The organism is Pseudomonas sp. MAG733B, assembly GCF_036884845.1.
Classification (GTDB): Bacteria; Pseudomonadota; Gammaproteobacteria; order Pseudomonadales; family Pseudomonadaceae; genus Aquipseudomonas.
Genome location: NZ_CP145732.1, coordinates 2177074 through 2194598 on the forward strand (window position 1 = coordinate 2177074; position 17525 = coordinate 2194598).

At 59.9% G+C, this 17525-nt stretch carries 19 protein-coding genes; 15 read left to right on the top strand and 4 right to left on the bottom strand.

Annotated features, from left to right (window positions below; all coding sequences use genetic code 11):
* The first annotated feature begins 56 nt into the window (after positions 1-56).
* From V6Z53_RS09920 to V6Z53_RS09985, 14 genes are all read left to right on the top strand, one after another.
* Positions 57-695, top strand: coding sequence for a TetR/AcrR family transcriptional regulator (locus V6Z53_RS09920; RefSeq protein WP_034149949.1), 639 nt, complete (start codon positions 57-59; stop codon positions 693-695).
* A 138-nt stretch (positions 696-833) separates the two neighbouring features.
* Positions 834-1802 (top strand): radical SAM protein, encoded by a 969-nt coding sequence (locus V6Z53_RS09925; protein ID WP_338585321.1) that lies wholly within the window; start codon positions 834-836, stop codon positions 1800-1802.
* Between the two features lie 195 nt (positions 1803-1997).
* The gene (locus tag V6Z53_RS09930; protein ID WP_338585322.1) at positions 1998-2606 is read left to right on the top strand and encodes a DUF4823 domain-containing protein; all 609 of its coding nucleotides are present in this window, start codon (positions 1998-2000) and stop codon (positions 2604-2606) included.
* 16 nt (positions 2607-2622) lie between these two features.
* Entirely contained in the window at positions 2623-3183 is a 561-nt protein-coding gene (locus tag V6Z53_RS09935; protein WP_338585323.1) for a DUF1285 domain-containing protein, read from the top strand.
* A gap of 140 nt (positions 3184-3323) precedes the next feature.
* Positions 3324-4040: a FadR/GntR family transcriptional regulator gene (locus V6Z53_RS09940; protein ID WP_338585324.1), complete on the top strand. Its 717-nt coding sequence runs from the start codon at positions 3324-3326 to the stop codon at positions 4038-4040.
* A 45-nt stretch (positions 4041-4085) separates the two neighbouring features.
* The gene (locus tag V6Z53_RS09945) at positions 4086-4961 is read left to right on the top strand and encodes an SMP-30/gluconolactonase/LRE family protein (RefSeq protein WP_338585325.1); all 876 of its coding nucleotides are present in this window, start codon (positions 4086-4088) and stop codon (positions 4959-4961) included.
* A gap of 125 nt (positions 4962-5086) precedes the next feature.
* Positions 5087-5905: an SDR family oxidoreductase gene (locus V6Z53_RS09950; protein ID WP_338585326.1), complete on the top strand. Its 819-nt coding sequence runs from the start codon at positions 5087-5089 to the stop codon at positions 5903-5905.
* 129 nt (positions 5906-6034) lie between these two features.
* Positions 6035-7039: a substrate-binding domain-containing protein gene (locus V6Z53_RS09955; protein WP_338585327.1), complete on the top strand. Its 1005-nt coding sequence runs from the start codon at positions 6035-6037 to the stop codon at positions 7037-7039.
* A gap of 64 nt (positions 7040-7103) precedes the next feature.
* Complete coding sequence (araG, locus tag V6Z53_RS09960; protein WP_338585328.1) at positions 7104-8648, top strand: L-arabinose ABC transporter ATP-binding protein AraG; 1545 nt, start codon at positions 7104-7106, stop codon at positions 8646-8648.
* Between the two features lie 12 nt (positions 8649-8660).
* Positions 8661-9629 carry an L-arabinose ABC transporter permease AraH gene (araH, locus tag V6Z53_RS09965; protein WP_175389741.1) on the top strand — a complete coding sequence of 323 codons (969 nt, stop codon included), beginning with the start codon at positions 8661-8663 and terminating at the stop codon, positions 9627-9629.
* Positions 9630-9841: 212 nt separating this feature from the next.
* Positions 9842-10555, top strand: coding sequence for a GntR family transcriptional regulator (locus tag V6Z53_RS09970; RefSeq protein WP_338585329.1), 714 nt, complete (start codon positions 9842-9844; stop codon positions 10553-10555).
* A complete protein-coding gene (locus V6Z53_RS09975; RefSeq protein WP_338585330.1) occupies positions 10552-11550 on the top strand; it encodes an ADP-ribosylglycohydrolase family protein in 999 nt (332 codons plus the stop codon). Before V6Z53_RS09970 ends, V6Z53_RS09975 begins: the two co-directional genes overlap by 4 nt.
* A 203-nt stretch (positions 11551-11753) precedes the next feature.
* Positions 11754-13220 (top strand): cytosine permease, encoded by a 1467-nt coding sequence (locus V6Z53_RS09980; RefSeq protein ID WP_338585331.1) that lies wholly within the window; start codon positions 11754-11756, stop codon positions 13218-13220.
* Positions 13213-14142, top strand: a complete 930-nt coding sequence (locus tag V6Z53_RS09985) for a PfkB family carbohydrate kinase (protein WP_338585332.1) — start codon at positions 13213-13215, stop codon at positions 14140-14142. The genes V6Z53_RS09980 and V6Z53_RS09985 overlap by 8 nt, the downstream gene beginning before the upstream one ends.
* A 115-nt stretch (positions 14143-14257) precedes the next feature.
* Here the strand turns inward: V6Z53_RS09985 and V6Z53_RS09990 are convergent, their stop codons facing one another.
* The 4 genes from V6Z53_RS09990 to V6Z53_RS10005 all read right to left on the bottom strand — a co-directional run bounded on the left by V6Z53_RS09990 (position 14258) and on the right by V6Z53_RS10005 (position 16575).
* Complete coding sequence (locus V6Z53_RS09990; RefSeq protein WP_338585333.1) at positions 14258-14638, bottom strand: Rho termination factor N-terminal domain-containing protein; 381 nt, start codon at positions 14636-14638, stop codon at positions 14258-14260.
* 26 nt (positions 14639-14664) lie between these two features.
* On the bottom strand, positions 14665-14919 hold the full coding sequence (locus V6Z53_RS09995) for a hypothetical protein (protein WP_095195589.1): 255 nt from the start codon (positions 14917-14919) through the stop codon (positions 14665-14667).
* A gap of 28 nt (positions 14920-14947) precedes the next feature.
* The gene (locus V6Z53_RS10000) at positions 14948-15286 is read right to left on the bottom strand and encodes a hypothetical protein (RefSeq protein ID WP_338585335.1); all 339 of its coding nucleotides are present in this window, start codon (positions 15284-15286) and stop codon (positions 14948-14950) included.
* 83 nt (positions 15287-15369) lie between these two features.
* On the bottom strand, positions 15370-16575 hold the full coding sequence (locus V6Z53_RS10005) for an MFS transporter (RefSeq protein WP_338585336.1): 1206 nt from the start codon (positions 16573-16575) through the stop codon (positions 15370-15372).
* Between the two features lie 300 nt (positions 16576-16875).
* Here V6Z53_RS10005 and V6Z53_RS10010 point away from each other — a divergent pair, with 300 nt between their 5' ends.
* Positions 16876-17358 (top strand): GNAT family N-acetyltransferase, encoded by a 483-nt coding sequence (locus tag V6Z53_RS10010; RefSeq protein ID WP_338585337.1) that lies wholly within the window; start codon positions 16876-16878, stop codon positions 17356-17358.
* Positions 17359-17525: the final 167 nt, after the last annotated feature.

A 17525-nucleotide genomic window follows, 5' to 3' on the forward strand; every position in this document is an offset into this window, starting at 1 on the left:
GCGTAATTTAGGCATAATACGCGGCTTCGAATTTTGACCCCTACAGACCTTTTCTTATGCATAAAGAACCTCGTAAGGTCCGTGAGTTTCGTCGCCGCGAGCAAGAAATTCTCGATACCGCGCTCAAGCTGTTCCTCGAACAAGGTGAAGACAGTGTCACCGTCGAGATGATTGCTGATGCCGTCGGTATCGGCAAAGGCACGATCTACAAGCACTTCAAGTCCAAGGCCGAGATCTACCTGCGCCTGATGCTCGACTACGAGCGCGATTTGAACGAGCTGTTGCACTCGGCTGACGTCGACAAGGACAAGGAAGCCCTGTCCCGCGCCTACTTCGAATTCCGCATGCGCGATCCGCAACGCTATCGCTTGTTCGATCGCCTGGAAGAAAAGGTGGTCAAGGGCAATCAGGTACCGGAGATGATCGAGGAACTGCACAAGATCCGTGCCTCGAACTTCGAACGCCTGACCCTGCTGATCAAGGGCCGGATCAGCGAAGGCAAGCTTGAAGACGTGCCGCCATACTTCCATTACTGCGCGTCCTGGGCGCTGGTGCACGGTGCCGTGGCGCTGTATCACTCGCCGTTCTGGAGCAATGTGCTGGAAGATCAGGAAGGTTTCTTCCAGTTCCTGATGGACATCGGCGTGCGCATGGGCAACAAGCGCAAGCGTGACACCGACACCCCGAGCAGCTGAGCCATTCAGCCGCCTTATTGCGCCATTATTTCGCTACATGGCGCAGTACCGCAGGAATATACTCAGGCATGGGACTTGCTAAAACTTGATTTGTGAGTCAAGTTTTAGCGGTCCGAATATTCTTCCGCCGGAGTGATCATGATCGTTGACCGTCAAGGCAGGCGTTTTCGCAATTTGCGAGTCAGCCTGACCTCAGCCTGCAATTACGCGTGTACCTACTGCGTGCCCAACGGCAAGCGGCTGGTGGCTGCGCAGGATGAGTTGTCGGCCGAGGCCATGGCGCGCGGTGTGGCCTATCTGATCGAAGCCGCAGGCATCGAACGCCTGCGCATCACCGGCGGCGAACCACTGGTGAGTCCAAAGCTCGAAACCTTCATGACCGCCGTCGGGCAGATGGGCCTGCAAGACATCAGCCTGACCACCAACGGTCAATTGCTGGCGAAAAAGCTGCCGCTACTGGTGGATGCCGGCATTCGGCGCATCAACGTTTCCCTCGATACCCTCGACGCCAGTGCATTTCGCAGCATCGCCCGTGGCGGCGATCTGGCGACGGTGCTCGACGGCATGGAACAGGCCCGCGCGGCCGGCATGAAGATCAAGGTCAACATGGTGCCGTTGCGCGGTCAGAACCTCGATCAGGTGATGCCGCTGCTCGATTACTGTCTGGAGCGCGGCTATGAACTGCGTTTCATCGAGTTGATGCGCATGGGCCATCTGGCCAGCGACTCCAACGCGTTCCTGCAACAGTTCGTCAGCCTTCAGCAGTTGCTGAGCCTGATCGGCGAGCGCTACGAGTATCTGCAAGCTGATGCGCCGGTTGATGCCACGGCGGTGCGCTACGAAATCCCGGGGCTTGGGCATTTCGGCGTGATCGCCAACGAAAGTGTGCCTTTCTGTCGTACCTGTTCACGGCTGCGCCTTTCTTCTACGGGGTGGCTGCATGGCTGCCTGTCGTCGAGTAACCGGCACTACGTTGGCGATCTGCTCGACAAGCCGCGCCATCAGGCGTTGCCGGCGTTGCAGCGGTTGCTGGTGAAAGCCTTGGGCGACAAGCAGGAAGTGGCGTTCTCTGGTGGCGCGACGGTCATGAAAATCATCGGCGGCTGAACCGGCCTCATCGCGGGCAAGCCTTGCTCCTACGGTATTTGCGAGTGATCGCTGATTTGTGATCGACTCAAATCCTGTAGGAGCAAGGCTTGCCCGCGATGGTGTTTGATCAGGCAACATTATTCTTGAACTGGCGCAAAAGCTGCATCCAACGGCCATTCGCCGGTTTTCCGTCACCGGCTTCTGGAGGATAGGATGCGTAGCCTGGTTTTGCTGCTGGCCGTTATGGCGCTTGGTGGCTGCATGAATGTCAGCGATATGGCCGAAGGGACTCGCTACCATATGAGCGATGCGGGCTTGCTGGATCACAGCGATAGCCGTCGCGTGAACAACCTGCGCATTCAGCCGGACTCGTTCGTCTACATCGCCCAAGGTGCCTTTGTGCCGCCCGGCAGTGCCGTTTACCCGCGTCCCAATGTGATCGCTGAAGTCGCCTTCGATGGTTTTGTCGAGTATTTCCCGATGGTCCGCCGCGCCCGTACGCCGGAAGGCCTCGACCAGGCCATGAGCGAGGCCCGTGCTGTCGGTGCTCATTACTTGCTCTATACCCGTTTCGCCAAGTCTGATGACCGGATCGGTAACTCGGATGAATGGCTGGATCAGGAAGCCGTGGATCGCCTCGGCATCGATACCGGCGTGATTCAGATCATGTTGATCGAGACCAGCACCCAGTATTTGATTGATACTGCACGTATCAAGAGTCGTGGCGGTTTACTGACGTTCCACGATGAAAAGCCAGAAGACTTGATGGGCCCGCCGCTGGAGCAATATGCTCGTAGCCTGTTGGGGCTCAGCGACCAGTAATTTCAAGGAGAACGCCATGAGTGGCCCGCAAAAAGCCAACGACCTGCTGGGGCAAATCCCCAAGACCAAAGGCTTGCCACCGGTCCACTTGTGGAACCCCGACTTCTGCGGCGACATCGACATGCGCATCGCGCGCGACGGCACCTGGTATTACCTGGGCACGCCGATCGGGCGCAAGCCGATGGTCAAGCTGTTCTCCACCATCATTCGCCGCGACGGCGATGATTATTTCCTCATCACGCCAGTCGAGAAGGTCGGCATCAAGGTCGACGACGCACCGTTCGTGGCGATTGCCGTGGACGTGGAAGGCGAGGGCGAGGCGCAGGTCTTGCGTTTCACCACCAACGTTGATGAGACCGCTGAAGCTGGCGTCGAGCATCCCATTCGTGTGGTGATCGATCCGGACACCCAGGAACCAGCGCCCTACGTGCATGTGCGCACCAATCTCGAAGCGCTGATCCATCGCAATGTGTTCTATCAACTGGTGGAGCTGGCGGTGAGCCGGGAGATCGATGGCCAGCGTTGGCTCGGTGTCTGGAGTGGCGGCGAGTTTTTCCGGATCGGCCTGGAGCCTTAAAAAGATCGCAGCCTGCGGCAGCTCCTACAGGAGAATTTTTATCCTCTATAGGAGCTGCCGCAGGCTGCGATCTTTTCGATTGACAGCCAATCATATGATGATTAGCGTTGGCCTCCATCGCGAACGGCTTTGAGGTGTCCATGTCCAGTAGCTTTCATGCGTCGACAGTCGATTGGCTGGGTTGCTGGATCGCTACCGGGCAGGTCAAGCCCGGTGAAGCGCTCAAGGTCGAAGCCGATCTCGGCGAGCAACTCGGTGTCAGTCGCACGGTCATTCGCGAAGCCATCAAGACCCTGGTTGCCAAAGGCATGCTCGAAGTCGGGCCGAAGGTCGGTACACGGGTGTTGCCGGTGCGGCGCTGGAACCTCTTCGATCCGCAAGTCGTGGGTTGGTTGTCGCGCAGTGGTTTGCCGGAAAACTTCGTCGACGACTTGCTTGACCTGCGCCGCACCATTGAACCGATGGCGGTGCGCTGGGCCTGCGAACGCGCGACTGTCGCGCAGGTGGAGGCGATTTTGCTGGCCTACAACGCCCTGGCGCGGGCAGTGGACAGCGGCGTCGACTACAACCGTGCCGATCAGCTTTTCCACGAATGCATACTCGCCGCCAGCCACAATCAATTCATCGAACAAATGGTCCCGGCCCTCGGTGCTCTGTTGGCGGTGTGTTTCGAAGTTTCCGCTGCCGACCCCGACGAACTGCGTCGCACCCTGCCGATTCACAAGGACATGGCCGACGCCATCGCCGCCCGGGACGCCGCTCGGGGTGTCTGGGCCTGCATGACCCTGATCGACAACGCCGACCTGGCCATCAAGCGCTATTACCCGCAAGTCATGGCCGATAAAAAAGCCGGCTGACAAAAAAGAACCACAGATAAAAACAAGAGCAATGCAGGAGGTTTCATGACGTTGACCGCGGTTACCGAACACCGGGCGCAACTGGGCGAAGGTCCGTTCTGGGATGCGCCGACCCAGGCGCTGTATTGGGTGGACATCGCCGGCAAGCAAGCGCTGCGGCTGATCGGCGCGAATGTGCAGATCTGGCAGATGCCGGAGCACGTGTCGGCGTTCATTCCCTGCGCAAGCGGCGATGCGCTGGTGACGTTGAGCAGCGGCGTGTATCGGCTTGATCTGGATTCACCGGGCCTGGAACCGCGACTGACTTTGTTCTGCGTCGCCGACCCTCAGCCAGGCAATCGCGCCAACGAAGCCCGTTGCGATGCCCAGGGCCGGCTCTGGCTCGGCACCATGCAAAACAACATCGGTGAACAGGGCGAAGACTTGCCTATCGAACGGCGTTCCGGCGGGTTGTTCCGCATTGATCGCGATGCACGGGTGACACCGCTGCTGCGAGGGCTGGGCATTCCCAATACGTTGCTCTGGAGCGATGACGCCACCACTGTGTATTTCGGCGACAGCCTCGACGGCACGTTGTATAGGCACTTCATTCGAACCGACGGCAGCCTCGAACCGGCGCAGACCTGGTTTGGCCCTCACACGCTCGGTGGTCCGGACGGTTCGGCGATGGATGCCGAGGGGTTTATCTGGAACGCCCGCTGGGACGGCAGTTGCCTGCTCAGGCTGACGCCGGACGGCAAAGTCGATCGGGTGATCGAACTTCCCGTCAGCCGCCCGACCAGTTGTGTATTCGGCGATGCTGACCTGAAGACCCTTTACATCACCAGTGCAGCGAGCCCGCTTGGGCATCCGCTGGATGGCTCGGTGTTGGCGATTCGCGTCGACGTACCTGGAAAGCTGTGTACTCGATTCTCCGGATAAATCCCTAAATATGGGATGTAAATATATATATTGAGATTTTCTGCGGGCCGGGTTTATAGTCGGCTCCATCAGTTACACGCACTCACACTTAAAAAAACAAAACAGGTGAAGTGATGCAGCGATCCATGGCTGAACCCCTTTCTTTGCCAGAGGCGCCCAATCCGCCCAAGGGCGAGCGCCTGAAAGACAAAGTGGTGCTGCTGACCGGCGCCGCCCAAGGCATCGGCGAGGCGATTGTCGCGGCCTTCGCGTCCCAGCAAGCCAAGCTGATCATCAGCGACATCCAGGCCGAAAAAGTCGAGAAGGTTGCGGCGCATTGGCGGGATAAAGGCGCCGATGTCGTGGCGATCAAGGCCGACGTTTCGCGTCAGCAGGATTTGCATGCGATGGCTAAATTGGCGGTCGAACGTCACGGGCGGATCGACGTGCTGGTCAACTGCGCCGGCATCAACGTATTCCGTGATCCGCTGGAAATGACCGAGGATGACTGGCACCGATGCTTCGCCATCGATCTCGATGGTGCCTGGTACGGCTGCAAGGCTGTATTGACGCAGATGATCGAGCAGGGCATCGGCAGCATCATCAACATCGCCTCCACCCATTCTTCCCACATCATTCCGGGTTGCTTTCCGTACCCGGTGGCCAAGCACGGTTTGCTCGGCCTGGCCCGCGCCTTGGGTATCGAGTACGCGCCGAAGGGCATTCGCGTAAACGCCATCGCACCGGGCTACATCGAAACACAACTGAACGTCGACTACTGGAACGGTTTTGCCGACCCTCACGCCGAGCGTCAGCGTGCCTTTGATCTGCACCCGCCCAAGCGCATCGGCCAGCCGCTCGAAGTGGCCATGACCGCCGTGTTCCTGGCCAGTGATGAAGCGCCGTTCATCAACGCCTCGTGTATCACCATCGATGGCGAACGCTCGGTGATGTACCACGACTGAGTGCCCGGGATTTCAGGCGCGTTACTACGACTAAAATCCAATCATCATACGATATGACTATTGGCAGTATGGTTACACCGCTCCATGATTTTCAAAGAACACTCAACAAGAACAACAAGGAGTCAGCTTATGAATCGTCGTCGTGCCATCCGTACCCTGTGCTGTGCCGCCCTGGCGGTTTCGGCGGTCAGCCTCAGCAGCACGCTGCTGGCGGCCGAGGAAGTGAAAATCGGTTTCCTGGTCAAGCAAGCGGAAGAGCCCTGGTTCCAGACCGAATGGGCGTTCGCCGAAAAGGCCGGCAAGGAGAAGGGCTTTACCCTGATCAAGATCGCCGTGCCGGATGGCGAGAAAACCCTGTCGGCCATCGACAGCCTGGCGGCGAACGGCGCCAAGGGCTTCGTGATTTGCCCGCCGGACGTGTCCCTCGGCCCGGCGATCATGGCCAAGGCCAAGCTCAACGGGTTGAAAGTGATTGCTGTCGATGACCGTTTTGTCGACGCCAGCGGCAAGTTCATGGAAGACGTGCCGTACCTCGGCATGGCCGCGTTCGAAGTTGGCCAGAAACAAGGCAGCGCCATGGCCACCGAAGCGAAAAAACGCGGCTGGGACTGGAAAGACACCTACGCGGTGATCAACACCTACAACGAACTCGACACCGGCAAGAAACGCACCGATGGTTCGGTGAAAGCGTTGGAAGAAGCCGGCATGCCGAAAGACCACATTCTGTTCTCGGCCCTGAAAACCCTCGACGTGCCGGGCAGCATGGACGCCACCAACTCGGCGCTGGTGAAACTGCCGGGCGCGGCGAAGAACCTGATCATCGGCGGCATGAACGACAACACCGTGCTTGGCGGCGTGCGCGCCACGGAAGCGGCCGGTTTCGCAGCAGCGAACGTGATCGGCATCGGCATCAACGGCACCGATGCCATCGGCGAACTGAAAAAGCCCAACAGCGGTTTCTACGGCTCGATGCTGCCGAGCCCGCACATCGAGGGCTACAACACCGCCAGCATGATGTACGAGTGGGTCACCACCGGCAAAGAACCGGCGAAGTACACCGCCATGGACGACGTGACGCTGATCACCCGCGACAACTTCAAGCAGGAACTGGAAAAGATCGGCCTGTGGAACTGAAGGCCGGTTGATTTCATCGGCAGCCCCGGCAACGGGGTTGCCTGATCTGTGTGATGAGGTGGTTATGCACGCGCAAACACAAGTACAACAACACAATGCCGGCGGCAGCTTGCGCTTCAACGGGATCGGCAAGACCTTTCCCGGGGTGAAGGCTTTGGACGGCATCAGCTTCGTCGCCCACCCGGGGCAGGTTCACGCGCTGATGGGCGAGAACGGCGCGGGTAAGTCGACGCTGCTGAAAATTCTCGGCGGCGCCTACATCCCGAGCAGCGGCGACCTGCAGATCGGCGATCAGACGATGGCCTTCAAATCCACCGCTGACAGCATCGGCAGTGGCGTCGCGGTGATCCATCAGGAGTTGCACCTGGTGCCGGAAATGACCGTGGCGGAAAACCTGTTTCTCGGCCATCTGCCGGCCAGTTTCGGCCTGATCAATCGCGGCACTTTGCGTCAGCAAGCACTGGCCTGCCTCAAGGGCCTGGCTGACGAAATCGATCCGCAGGAGAAAGTCGGGCGCCTGTCCCTCGGGCAACGGCAACTGGTGGAAATCGCCAAGGCCTTGTCCCGTGGCGCCCACGTGATCGCGTTCGACGAACCCACCAGCAGCCTGTCGGCGCGGGAGATCGATCGCTTGATGGCGATCATCGGCCGCCTGCGCGACGAAGGCAAAGTGGTGCTATACGTCTCCCATCGCATGGAAGAAGTATTCCGTATCTGTAACGCAGTGACGGTGTTCAAGGACGGCCGTTACGTGCGTACCTTCGAAGACATGAGCGAGCTGACCCACGATCAATTGGTCACGTGCATGGTCGGTCGCGACATCCAGGACATCTACGACTATCGCTCGCGCCCGCGTGGTGCGGTGGCGTTGAAGGTCGATGGCCTGCTGGGGCCGGGCCTGCGCGAACCGGTGAGTTTCGAGGCGCACAAAGGCGAGATTCTCGGATTGTTCGGTCTGGTCGGCGCGGGTCGAACCGAACTGTTTCGCCTGCTCAGCGGTCTGGAGCGCAACAGCGCCGGTCGCCTTGAGCTGCGCGGCCATGAATTGAAATTGCGTTCGCCCCGCGATGCGATTGCGGCGGGGATTCTCCTGTGTCCCGAGGACCGCAAGAAGGAAGGCATCCTGCCGTTGGCGAGCGTTGCCGAGAACATCAATATCAGCGCCCGTGGTGCGAATTCCACCTTCGGTTGTCTGTTGCGTGGTCTGTGGGAAAAGGCCAACGCCGATAAACAGATCAAGGCGCTCAAGGTAAAAACACCGCACGCCGGGCAGCAGATCAAGTTTCTCTCCGGCGGCAATCAGCAGAAGGCCATTCTCGGTCGCTGGCTGTCGATGCCGATGAAGGTCTTGCTGCTCGATGAGCCGACGCGGGGCATCGACATCGGTGCCAAGGCCGAGATCTACCAGATCATTCACAACCTGGCGGCCAGTGGCATTTCGGTGATCGTGGTGTCCAGCGACCTGATGGAAGTGATGGGCATTTCCGACCGCATCCTGGTGCTGTGTGAAGGCGCACTGCGTGGCGAACTGAGCCGCGAACAGGCCAATGAATCCAACCTGCTGCAACTGGCTTTGCCGCGCCAACGCGCTGACGGCGTGGCGAACTGAGAGGTGACTATGATGACAACCCAAAATGAAACCCTGCCGACTGCACGCAAACCCCTGGACCTGCGGCGCTTTCTCGATGACTGGGTGATGTTGCTGGCGGCCGTCGGGATCTTCGTGCTCTGCACCTTGCTGATCGACAACTTCCTTTCGCCGCTGAACATGCGCGGCCTCGGTCTGGCGATTTCCACCACCGGGATTGCCGCTTGCACCATGTTGTATTGCCTGGCGTCCGGGCATTTCGATTTGTCGGTGGGTTCGGTGATTGCCTGCGCGGGCGTGGTCGCGGCGGTGGTGATGCGCGACACCGACAGCGTCTTTCTCGGCGTCAGCGCGGCGCTGGTGATGGGGCTGATCGTCGGTCTGATCAACGGCATCGTGATCGCCAAGCTGCGGGTCAATGCGTTGATCACCACGCTGGCGACCATGCAGATCGTCCGTGGTCTGGCCTACATCTTCGCCAACGGCAAAGCGGTTGGGGTGTCGCAGGAATCGTTCTTCGTGTTCGGCAACGGTCAGTTGTTCGGCGTGCCGGTGCCGATCCTGATCACCATTGTCTGTTTCCTGTTCTTCGGTTGGCTGCTGAATTACACCACCTATGGCCGCAACACCATGGCCATCGGCGGCAACCAGGAAGCGGCACTGCTGGCCGGGGTCAACGTTGACCGGACCAAGATCATCATCTTCGCCGTGCACGGCGTGATCGGCGCACTGGCCGGGGTGATCCTCGCTTCGCGCATGACCTCCGGCCAGCCAATGATCGGCCAGGGTTTTGAACTGACGGTGATCTCGGCTTGCGTGTTGGGCGGTGTGTCGTTGAGCGGCGGGATCGGCATGATCCGGCACGTGATTGCCGGGGTGCTGATTCTGGCGATCATCGAGAATGCGATGAACCTGAAGAACATTGATACGTTCTACCAGTATGTGATTCGTGGATCGATTTTGCTGTTGGCAGTGGTGATTGACCGATTGAAACAGCGCTAAGATTTACATGACCTGACTGACGCCTTCGCTGGCAAGCCAGCTCCCACAGTAATTGATGTCGTACACAAAATTTATGTTCGACATGGAAATCTGTGGGAGCTGGCTTGCCAGCGATTGACCGCGTAGCGGTCACGGCTTTTTTACCGTCCCTTCCGTCACTTTCCTTAAAAATCCCTTGCCCGTTCTGACCCGTTTCGGTTATCACTTTGTACATGATTAGACAGGTACGATTTGACAAGAAACAACGGGTGGTCGACGAACTCATCCGGCGCATCGAAAGCGGCCTCCTGGAGGACGGCTTTCAGTTGCCGGGCGAGCATCAGTTGGCTCAAGAATTCAAAGTCAGCCGAGGAACTTTGCGTGAAGCCCTGGCCGAATTGAAACGGCGCAATTACATCGCGACGCAAAGCGGGGTGGGCTCCATCGTCACGTTCGACGGTGTGGTGCTCGACCAGCGCAGCGGCTGGGCCCAGGCCCTGGCCGATAGCGGCGCACTGGTCAACACCGAAGTGCTGCGGCTGGAGGCGGTGACTCGTCCTGACCTGTTGCCGCGTTTCGGCACCGACCAGTTCATCACCCTCGACCGCCGTCGCCGATCCAACGACGGCACGCTGGTTTCCCTTGAACGCTCATTGATGCCCGCCAGCGGAGGCCTGGAAAGCTTGCCGCGGGTTGGCCTGATCGACAATTCCCTGACCATCACCCTGGCCGCCTACGGCTATATCGGTGAGCGTGGCGATCAATGGATCGGCGCCGAACCGTTGAATGAACAGGACGCCGAACTGCTGGGCCGCCCGGTCGGCACGGTGTTCCTCAAGGCTTTGCGCACCACCTACGACCGGCAAAACCGCTTCATGGAGCAAGTGGAAAGTCTGCTCGACCCTGTGCATTTTCGCCTGCACCTGCAATTTGGAACGTCGAAATGACTGCGCTCAATCGTGCCTTGGGCGCGTTCTACGGCTTGGCTTTGGGTGATGCGCTGGGCATGCCGACCCAGTCTTTAAGTCGCGCTGAAATCCAGGTTCGCTTTGGCGAAATCACAGCCCTTGAAGACGCCGGCCCCGATCAACCGATCGCCGCCAACATGCCCAAGGGCTCGATCACCGACGACACCGAACAGGCGATTCTGGTCGGCCAGTTGTTGATTGACGGTAAGGGCAAGATCGAACCGTCGGTACTCGCCCAGCGTTTGATCGAATGGGAAGCGGTGATGCAGGCCAAGGGTTCGCAGGACCTGCTTGGCCCTTCGACCAAACGTGCGATCGAGATGATCCTCGCCGGCCATTCGCCGGAAGAGGCGGGGCGCTACGGCACTACCAATGGTGCGGCCATGCGCATCACGCCGGTCGGGATCGCGGCAGATGTCGCCGATCCTAAACGGTTCATCGACGCTGTGGTTCAAGCCTGTCAGGTCACCCACAACACCACACTGGGGATCTCCAGTGCGGCGGCGGTGGCGGCGGTAGTGTCCGCCGGGATCAACGGCATGGACCTGGGCGAGGCGTTGAACCTCGGCCAGCAAATCGCCCAGCAAGCGGAAAGCCACGGCCACTGGGTTGCCGGTGGACGCATTGCCTCGCGCATCAGTTGGGCAAGAAGCATCAGCGTCGACCGCGACAACGGCTTGCTGGCGGATTTGCTGTACGACGTGATCGGCACCTCGGTGGCGTCGCAGGAGTCGGTGGTGGTGTCGTTTGCCCTGGCCCAGCAGGTGGCCATCGGCGAAATGAATGCCTTCGACGCACTGTGCATGGCCGCCAGCCTTGGCGGCGACACCGACACCATTGCGGCGATTCTCGGCGCGATGCTCGGGGCCTGTCTGGGTCTTGAAAGTTGGCCGGTGGAGATGATCGCCACGGTCAAGGCTGTCAATGATCTGGAGCTGGAGCCTTTGGTGACAGGACTTCTTGCTTTGCGTTGATTATCAGGTCTTGTGGCGAGGGAGCTTGCTCCCGCTCGACTGCGCAGCAGTCGCAAAACCAATATGTGCGAAGTATTGAACCATCGCGATTGCAGGTTTTGGGGCCGCTACGCAGCCCAGCGGGAGCAAGCTCCCTCGCCACAGGGTTGTGTCGACTTCCGTAATTGCCCACAACCACAAAAATGGCAACAGGAGCATTTTTCATGAGTTCATCGAACGCCGGGCAGAACGCCGGGCAACTGGAAACCCGAGGCATCGAGCCGGTGCCGGAATCCGAGTGCAATGGTCATCCGTTGCAGCTGTTCTGGGTCTGGTTCGCCGCCAACATTTCCATCCTCGGCCTGCCGCTGGGCGCGACGCTCGTGGCGTTTCGCGGCTTGGCGATCTGGCAGGCGATCATCGTCGCGATCCTTGGTGCCGCCGGTTCTTTCGCGGTGGTCGGAATCATCTCCATCGCCGGTCGACGCGGCCGCGCACCGAGCCTGACGCTGTCGCGAGCCATCTTCGGCGTACGCGGCAATATCGGCCCGACGCTGGTCTCGCTGATGTCACGCCTGGGCTGGGAAACCGTCAACACCACCACCGCCGCGTTCGTGCTGCTGTCGTTGTGCTCGATCCTGTTCGGCTCGCCAGTGGAAGCGAAAAGCGCGCCACTGCTGACCCTGGTGTTCATCGCGATTTTCGTGCTGTTGACCTTGTCGGTATCCGGCCTCGGTCACGCCACATTGCTGGTGATCCAGAAGTGGGCGACCTACGTGTTCGGCGCGCTGAACATTCTGGTCGGCGGCTTCCTCTGCGCCACCATCGACTGGAGCGCAGTGTTCAACGCCACGCCTGCGCCGATGAGCGCGATGATCATCGGCATCGGCACCATGGCGGCCGGCACCGGGATCGGTTGGGCCAACGCCGGTGCGGACATGTCGCGCTATCAGCATCGCAGCGTCAAAGCCGTGCGCCTGGTGGCGTCGGCGGCGTTCGGTGCGGGGATTCCGCTGGTGTTGCTGATCACCCTCGGCGGCTTGCTGTCGGTGGGCAACAACGATCTCGCCCAAGCCACGGACCCGATCATCGCGATCCGCGACATGCTGCCGACCTGGATGGCCGTGCCGTACCTGATCACCGCGTTCGGTGGTTTGCTGCTGTCGAACAACCTGTCGGTGTACTCCGCCGGTTTGACCACGTTGACCCTCGGCCTCAAGGTCAAACGCGTCTACGCCGTAGTGGTCGACATCGTCGCAATCTTCGCCGGTTCGATTTATTTCATGCTGATCGCCGACAGTTTCTACGGCCCGTTCATCACGTTCATTTCCCTGCTGGCGGTGCCGATCACCGCGTGGGTCGGGATCTTCGTGGTCGACCTGATTCACCGTCATTACTACAGCCCCAAGGATCTGCTGGACGTCAGCCCGAGCAGCGCCTACTGGTATCGCGGCGGCGTGGAGTGGCGCGCGTTCGGCGCCTGGGCCATCGCCATCGTGTTGGGTTTCAGCTTCACCACCATCGGCACCACGGCGGAAAACGTCTGGTTCAAGGGCATCCTGTCCGACTCGTGGCTGGGGCACAACGGCCTCGGCTGGATCGTGACTTTCGTGGTGGCTGGCGGGATTTATTGTGTACTCGGCGGGGCGAAGGATCGTCGTGCTGCGTTGACCGAGAATGCTCATGCCTAAGATGTTGCACACCGGCCAGGTCATCATCGATCTGGTCATGGCCGTCGATAAACTGCCGCAAGCCGGGGGCGACGTGCTGGCGCAGTCCGCCAGTTTCGAAGCCGGTGGCGGCTTCAATGTGATGGCCGCCGCCCAGCGCAATGGTTTGCCGGTGGTGTACCTCGGTCGCCATGGGACCGGGCGTTTCGGCGACCTGGCTCGCGACGCGATGAATGCGGAAGGCATCCGCATCGGCATTGCTGATCGCGCCGAACGCGATACCGGTTTGTGCGTCGCGATCACCGATTCTTCGGCCGAGCGCAGCTTCGTGTCCTACATCGGCGCCGAGGGTGATTTGACCGCCGAGGACCTGGCCAGTGTAGCGGCCGAGCCGGGTGATTATGTCTACGTCAGCGGCTACAGCCTGTTGCACGTGGGCAAGGCGCAGGCGTTGATGGATTGGGTGTTGGCGCTGCCGGATGGCATCAATGTGGTGTTCGATCCGGGGCCGTTGGTGGATTCGCCGGATGCGCCGCTAATGCAGGCGCTGCTCCCGCGCATCGATGTGTGGACCAGCAACAGCGTCGAAGCGCTGAAGATTACCGCCGCAACAGACATCGCTGAGGCACTGGATCGACTGGTCGGGTATCTACCGCGCGAGGTACTGATGGTGGTGCGTGACGGGCCGCAAGGCTGCTGGATCAGCCAGGGTTCAGCGCGCAGGCATGTGCCGGGATTCAAGGTTGCAGCCGTGGACAGTAACGGTGCCGGTGATGCTCATGCGGGTGTGTTTGTGGCGGGATTGGCGCAGGGGTTGTCGGCGTTTGATGCGGCGCGCCGGGCCAATGCGGCGGCGGCGTTGGCGGTGACCAAGTGGGGCCCGGCGACTTCGCCCGGCACTGCCGAGGTGGATGAGTTGGTCCGCAAGACCTTCGGCGCATGATGTACCGCTATCGCTAGCAGGCTAGCTCCCACAGGGGATTTGTGTCGTTCACAGATCCAGTGTGGGAGCTAGCCTGCTAGCGATAGGGCCTTCAAATTCAACACATAAACCAGCCTTAGCCAGCCTTGCGCAACGCCTCGATCAACTCCTGCTTGCGCATTGACGACCGCCCCGGAATATCCTTCGCCCGGGCCTCTTTCATCAAACTGTCGACCGTCTGCGTATCTCGCGAAGCCTTGCTGCTACGTGGCTTTCCTTCACGGCTCGCCACCGCGCGTCGCGACGATTCCTTGCGATCTGCAGACTTGGCGCTGGCCGGTTTCTTGCGTCCGGAACCGCCCGATTTCTCGCCGCCGCCGGACTGCTTGTTCACAGTCGCCCAGGCGCGGGCTTCGGCTTCGCCTTTGGACACGCCTTTCTGTTCGTAACTGTCTTCGATGTGTTCGGCCTTGCGTTTCTGCTCGGCGGTGTATTTGTCTTTGCTTCCACGAGGCATGGGATTTCTCCTGGCTTCAGGGTGGTTCAAACATCCAGCTTGCGTGCGGCCTCAACGCCGGCGGCGCTGAGTTTGATCGGCAGGTTCAGCGAGTGTTCGCCGGCTTCATTGCACTGCACATTGCCGTGCTGGATCAGCCCGCGCTCCTGCAAGGTGGCGAGGGTGCTGGCCACGACTTTCTCCCCCCGGTAATTGTCCAGGACCTCCTTGCCCAAGCCACTTGGGTGGGCATGCAGCAGACGAGTCAGGACTTCTTTTTCCAGGTTTTTATCGACGTTCATGGTTACCTCTTTCATTGGGAAGAATCGCTTATTGGCTCACACCACCTTCTGAACCCGAACCACCGGTAGTGGTCTTCGAGCCCATCCCGGGGCCGGCGTTGTCGGGTGCTTTAGTGTCCGGCATGTTCAAGCCGCCCTGGCGGTCCATGTCATTGCCTTGAGTCCGTGGATCGGTGCCGGTTGACGGCGGCAGGCTGCTATCGACACCCGTGCCGTTGGTGTTCATGCCGGGGGCACTCTGGATGGCGGGGGCTTTGGGGGATTCGACCGGGTTGGTCGGGCCGGTGCCGGACGCGGTGGTCGCAGCGATGGCGAGAGGGCACAGCAGGGCAGCGAAGGCGAGGGCGGTCAACCTGGACGAGATCATGGTGGTGTCTCCATTGATTAGAGTCCTTACCTGATGTTGGTCCGCCCCCGATTCGAATTGGTGCCTGATGAACGACGAACGGTTCAGGCCCGCTGCAATGTCTTTGACTTGGCTGCACGACGCCAGATCAAGCGACCCACGGTAATCAGCCAGTTGAGCGCGGCGACCGCCAGTACGGTCAGCAACAATGTGGCCATCCCGTGCTCGACGATGATTTTCCCGGCGAGCAACGGAAAACCAAACACCCCGATGAAGTACGACAGGCTGAACAACAGCAAGGCTTGCGCGGTGGTGCCGCTCGGCGCTTCGTTGGCGGCCAGGCCGTTGATCACCGAATAAGTCAGCCCGTAACCGACGCCGAGCATCACCGCTGCGAGCACGTAACTGAAACCGTCATCGACCACGAAACCGAACATCACAATCGAGGCCATCATCAACCCGGACAGCAGGCAGGATGCGCGCAACGGATCGCGCTTGACCACGATGCCGGCGATCAACATTCGACTGCTGATTGCGGCACTCATGAAGCCGAGGAAGAACAGCGAATAGTCGAGTGAGCGTGCTGCGGCGTAACTGGTCTGGAAGCTCGACAGCCCACCAAAAACACAGCCGCCCAAACCGACCATGATGATCGGCAGCACTGCCCGGGACGACAGCACTTGCGCCGCTGCGCGCCAGGAAATCCGCGACACCGCTGTCGACTGCACCGAGGCTGCTTTCAGTTGCCGATCCAGTCGCCAGAACAACAGCACACCGATCAAACTCGCCAGCGCCGCCAGGTAAAACGCCGTCGTCACCGGGTAGCCCAAGGCACTCGCGGCGCGTCCCAGCAAAGGGCCGCTGCCGATCCCGGTCATCATGCTGCCCGACAGCAACGCAAAGTATTTGGCCCGTTGGGCTGGCGTCACCAGGCTTGCAACGATGATCGGCCCCAAGGTGTAGAACACGCCCCAGCCCAAGCCCAGCAGCAATCCGAAAAACAACAGCAGATGGCCGAAGCCCGGAGTCAGCGCGAAGCCCAGGCTGGCGGCCACCAGCAAGATGCCGAACAGCGCCACCGATCGCGCCGCACCGAGCAAGTCGGACAAGTGACCCGACACGATCACCGCCGCAAACGTGCTGAGCATCGCCGCTGAAATCACGCTGCCGGCATCGTGTTCGTTGCCGCCGCGTGAACCGATCAACAGCGACAGCAAAAACGTCGAGCCGTAGGACAGCGACAACAAATAGCTGGCGAGACAAAACAGGCCGAACAACTTGCTTGAAACGGGAGGTGTTGCGGTAGACATGACGCGGTTCCTTGACCGGATAAATGAGCGGCTCATCCATCTAACCACGTGAGGCCGGGATGTTAGGTCCGAGGTTATCGATTCCAGGGTTAGTGCCGGGCGGAGTAAATGCCGCTCTTGTGGCGAGGGAGCTTGCTCCCGCTGGGCTGCGAAGCGGCCCCTGTTATGAACAACCCGGTTACATGAAAATATCGGTCGCCTGATTTGGGGCTGCTGCGCAACCCAGCGGGAGCAAGCTCCCTCGCCACAATTCTCTCGCCGACTTAGTATGGCGTTTTCAACTTCCGACAAGGCACGTCCATGACGATCGAAATCCGCCCGGCGACCCCCAGTGACGCGCCGCAAATTCTCGCGTTCATCACTGAACTGGCCGACTACGAACGTGCCCGCCATGAAGTCATTGCCAGCGTCGCCGACATCGAGCGCAGCCTGTTCAGTGAAGGCGCAACGGCCCACGGCCTGATCTGCCTGCGCGATGGCTTGCCGATCGGCTTCGCGGTGTTCTTCTTCAGTTATTCCACGTGGCTGGGCAGTAACTGCCTGTACCTTGAAGACCTCTACATCACCCCGGAACAACGCGGTGGCGGCGCGGGCAAAACCTTGCTGCGGCATCTGGCGAAAATCGCCTGCGCCAATGACTGCGGGCGTTTTGAATGGAGTGTGCTGGAATGGAATACCCCGGCCATCGAGTTCTACAAATCCCTGGGTGCCCAGCCACAGGAGGAATGGGTGAGGTATCGGATGGATGGCGCGGTGCTGCGGGATTTTGCTGCGGGTAACTGAGTTGCTTTAAAAGATCGCAGCCTTCGGCAGCTCCTACATTGGAATGTGTTCCCTGTAGGAGCTGCCGAAGGCTGCGATCTTTTTTGTGTTATCTCACAATATGAGATTGATATTTATATATTGAGATTTTCCGCTGCGAGGGTTTATAGTCCAACTCACTCACTGCC

Coding starts and splice junctions, on each gene's coding strand:
- V6Z53_RS09920 (WP_034149949.1), top strand. CDS start 57: ATGCATAAAGAACCTCGTAAGGTCCGTGAGTTTCGTCGCCGCGAGCAA.
- V6Z53_RS09925 (WP_338585321.1), top strand. CDS start 834: ATGATCGTTGACCGTCAAGGCAGGCGTTTTCGCAATTTGCGAGTCAGC.
- V6Z53_RS09930 (WP_338585322.1), top strand. CDS start 1,998: ATGCGTAGCCTGGTTTTGCTGCTGGCCGTTATGGCGCTTGGTGGCTGC.
- V6Z53_RS09935 (WP_338585323.1), top strand. CDS start 2,623: ATGAGTGGCCCGCAAAAAGCCAACGACCTGCTGGGGCAAATCCCCAAG.
- V6Z53_RS09940 (WP_338585324.1), top strand. CDS start 3,324: ATGTCCAGTAGCTTTCATGCGTCGACAGTCGATTGGCTGGGTTGCTGG.
- V6Z53_RS09945 (WP_338585325.1), top strand. CDS start 4,086: ATGACGTTGACCGCGGTTACCGAACACCGGGCGCAACTGGGCGAAGGT.
- V6Z53_RS09950 (WP_338585326.1), top strand. CDS start 5,087: ATGGCTGAACCCCTTTCTTTGCCAGAGGCGCCCAATCCGCCCAAGGGC.
- V6Z53_RS09955 (WP_338585327.1), top strand. CDS start 6,035: ATGAATCGTCGTCGTGCCATCCGTACCCTGTGCTGTGCCGCCCTGGCG.
- araG (WP_338585328.1), top strand. CDS start 7,104: ATGCACGCGCAAACACAAGTACAACAACACAATGCCGGCGGCAGCTTG.
- araH (WP_175389741.1), top strand. CDS start 8,661: ATGACAACCCAAAATGAAACCCTGCCGACTGCACGCAAACCCCTGGAC.
- V6Z53_RS09970 (WP_338585329.1), top strand. CDS start 9,842: ATGATTAGACAGGTACGATTTGACAAGAAACAACGGGTGGTCGACGAA.
- V6Z53_RS09975 (WP_338585330.1), top strand. CDS start 10,552: ATGACTGCGCTCAATCGTGCCTTGGGCGCGTTCTACGGCTTGGCTTTG.
- V6Z53_RS09980 (WP_338585331.1), top strand. CDS start 11,754: ATGAGTTCATCGAACGCCGGGCAGAACGCCGGGCAACTGGAAACCCGA.
- V6Z53_RS09985 (WP_338585332.1), top strand. CDS start 13,213: ATGCCTAAGATGTTGCACACCGGCCAGGTCATCATCGATCTGGTCATG.
- V6Z53_RS09990 (WP_338585333.1), bottom strand. CDS start 14,638: ATGCCTCGTGGAAGCAAAGACAAATACACCGCCGAGCAGAAACGCAAG.
- V6Z53_RS09995 (WP_095195589.1), bottom strand. CDS start 14,919: ATGAACGTCGATAAAAACCTGGAAAAAGAAGTCCTGACTCGTCTGCTG.
- V6Z53_RS10000 (WP_338585335.1), bottom strand. CDS start 15,286: ATGATCTCGTCCAGGTTGACCGCCCTCGCCTTCGCTGCCCTGCTGTGC.
- V6Z53_RS10005 (WP_338585336.1), bottom strand. CDS start 16,575: ATGTCTACCGCAACACCTCCCGTTTCAAGCAAGTTGTTCGGCCTGTTT.
- V6Z53_RS10010 (WP_338585337.1), top strand. CDS start 16,876: ATGACGATCGAAATCCGCCCGGCGACCCCCAGTGACGCGCCGCAAATT.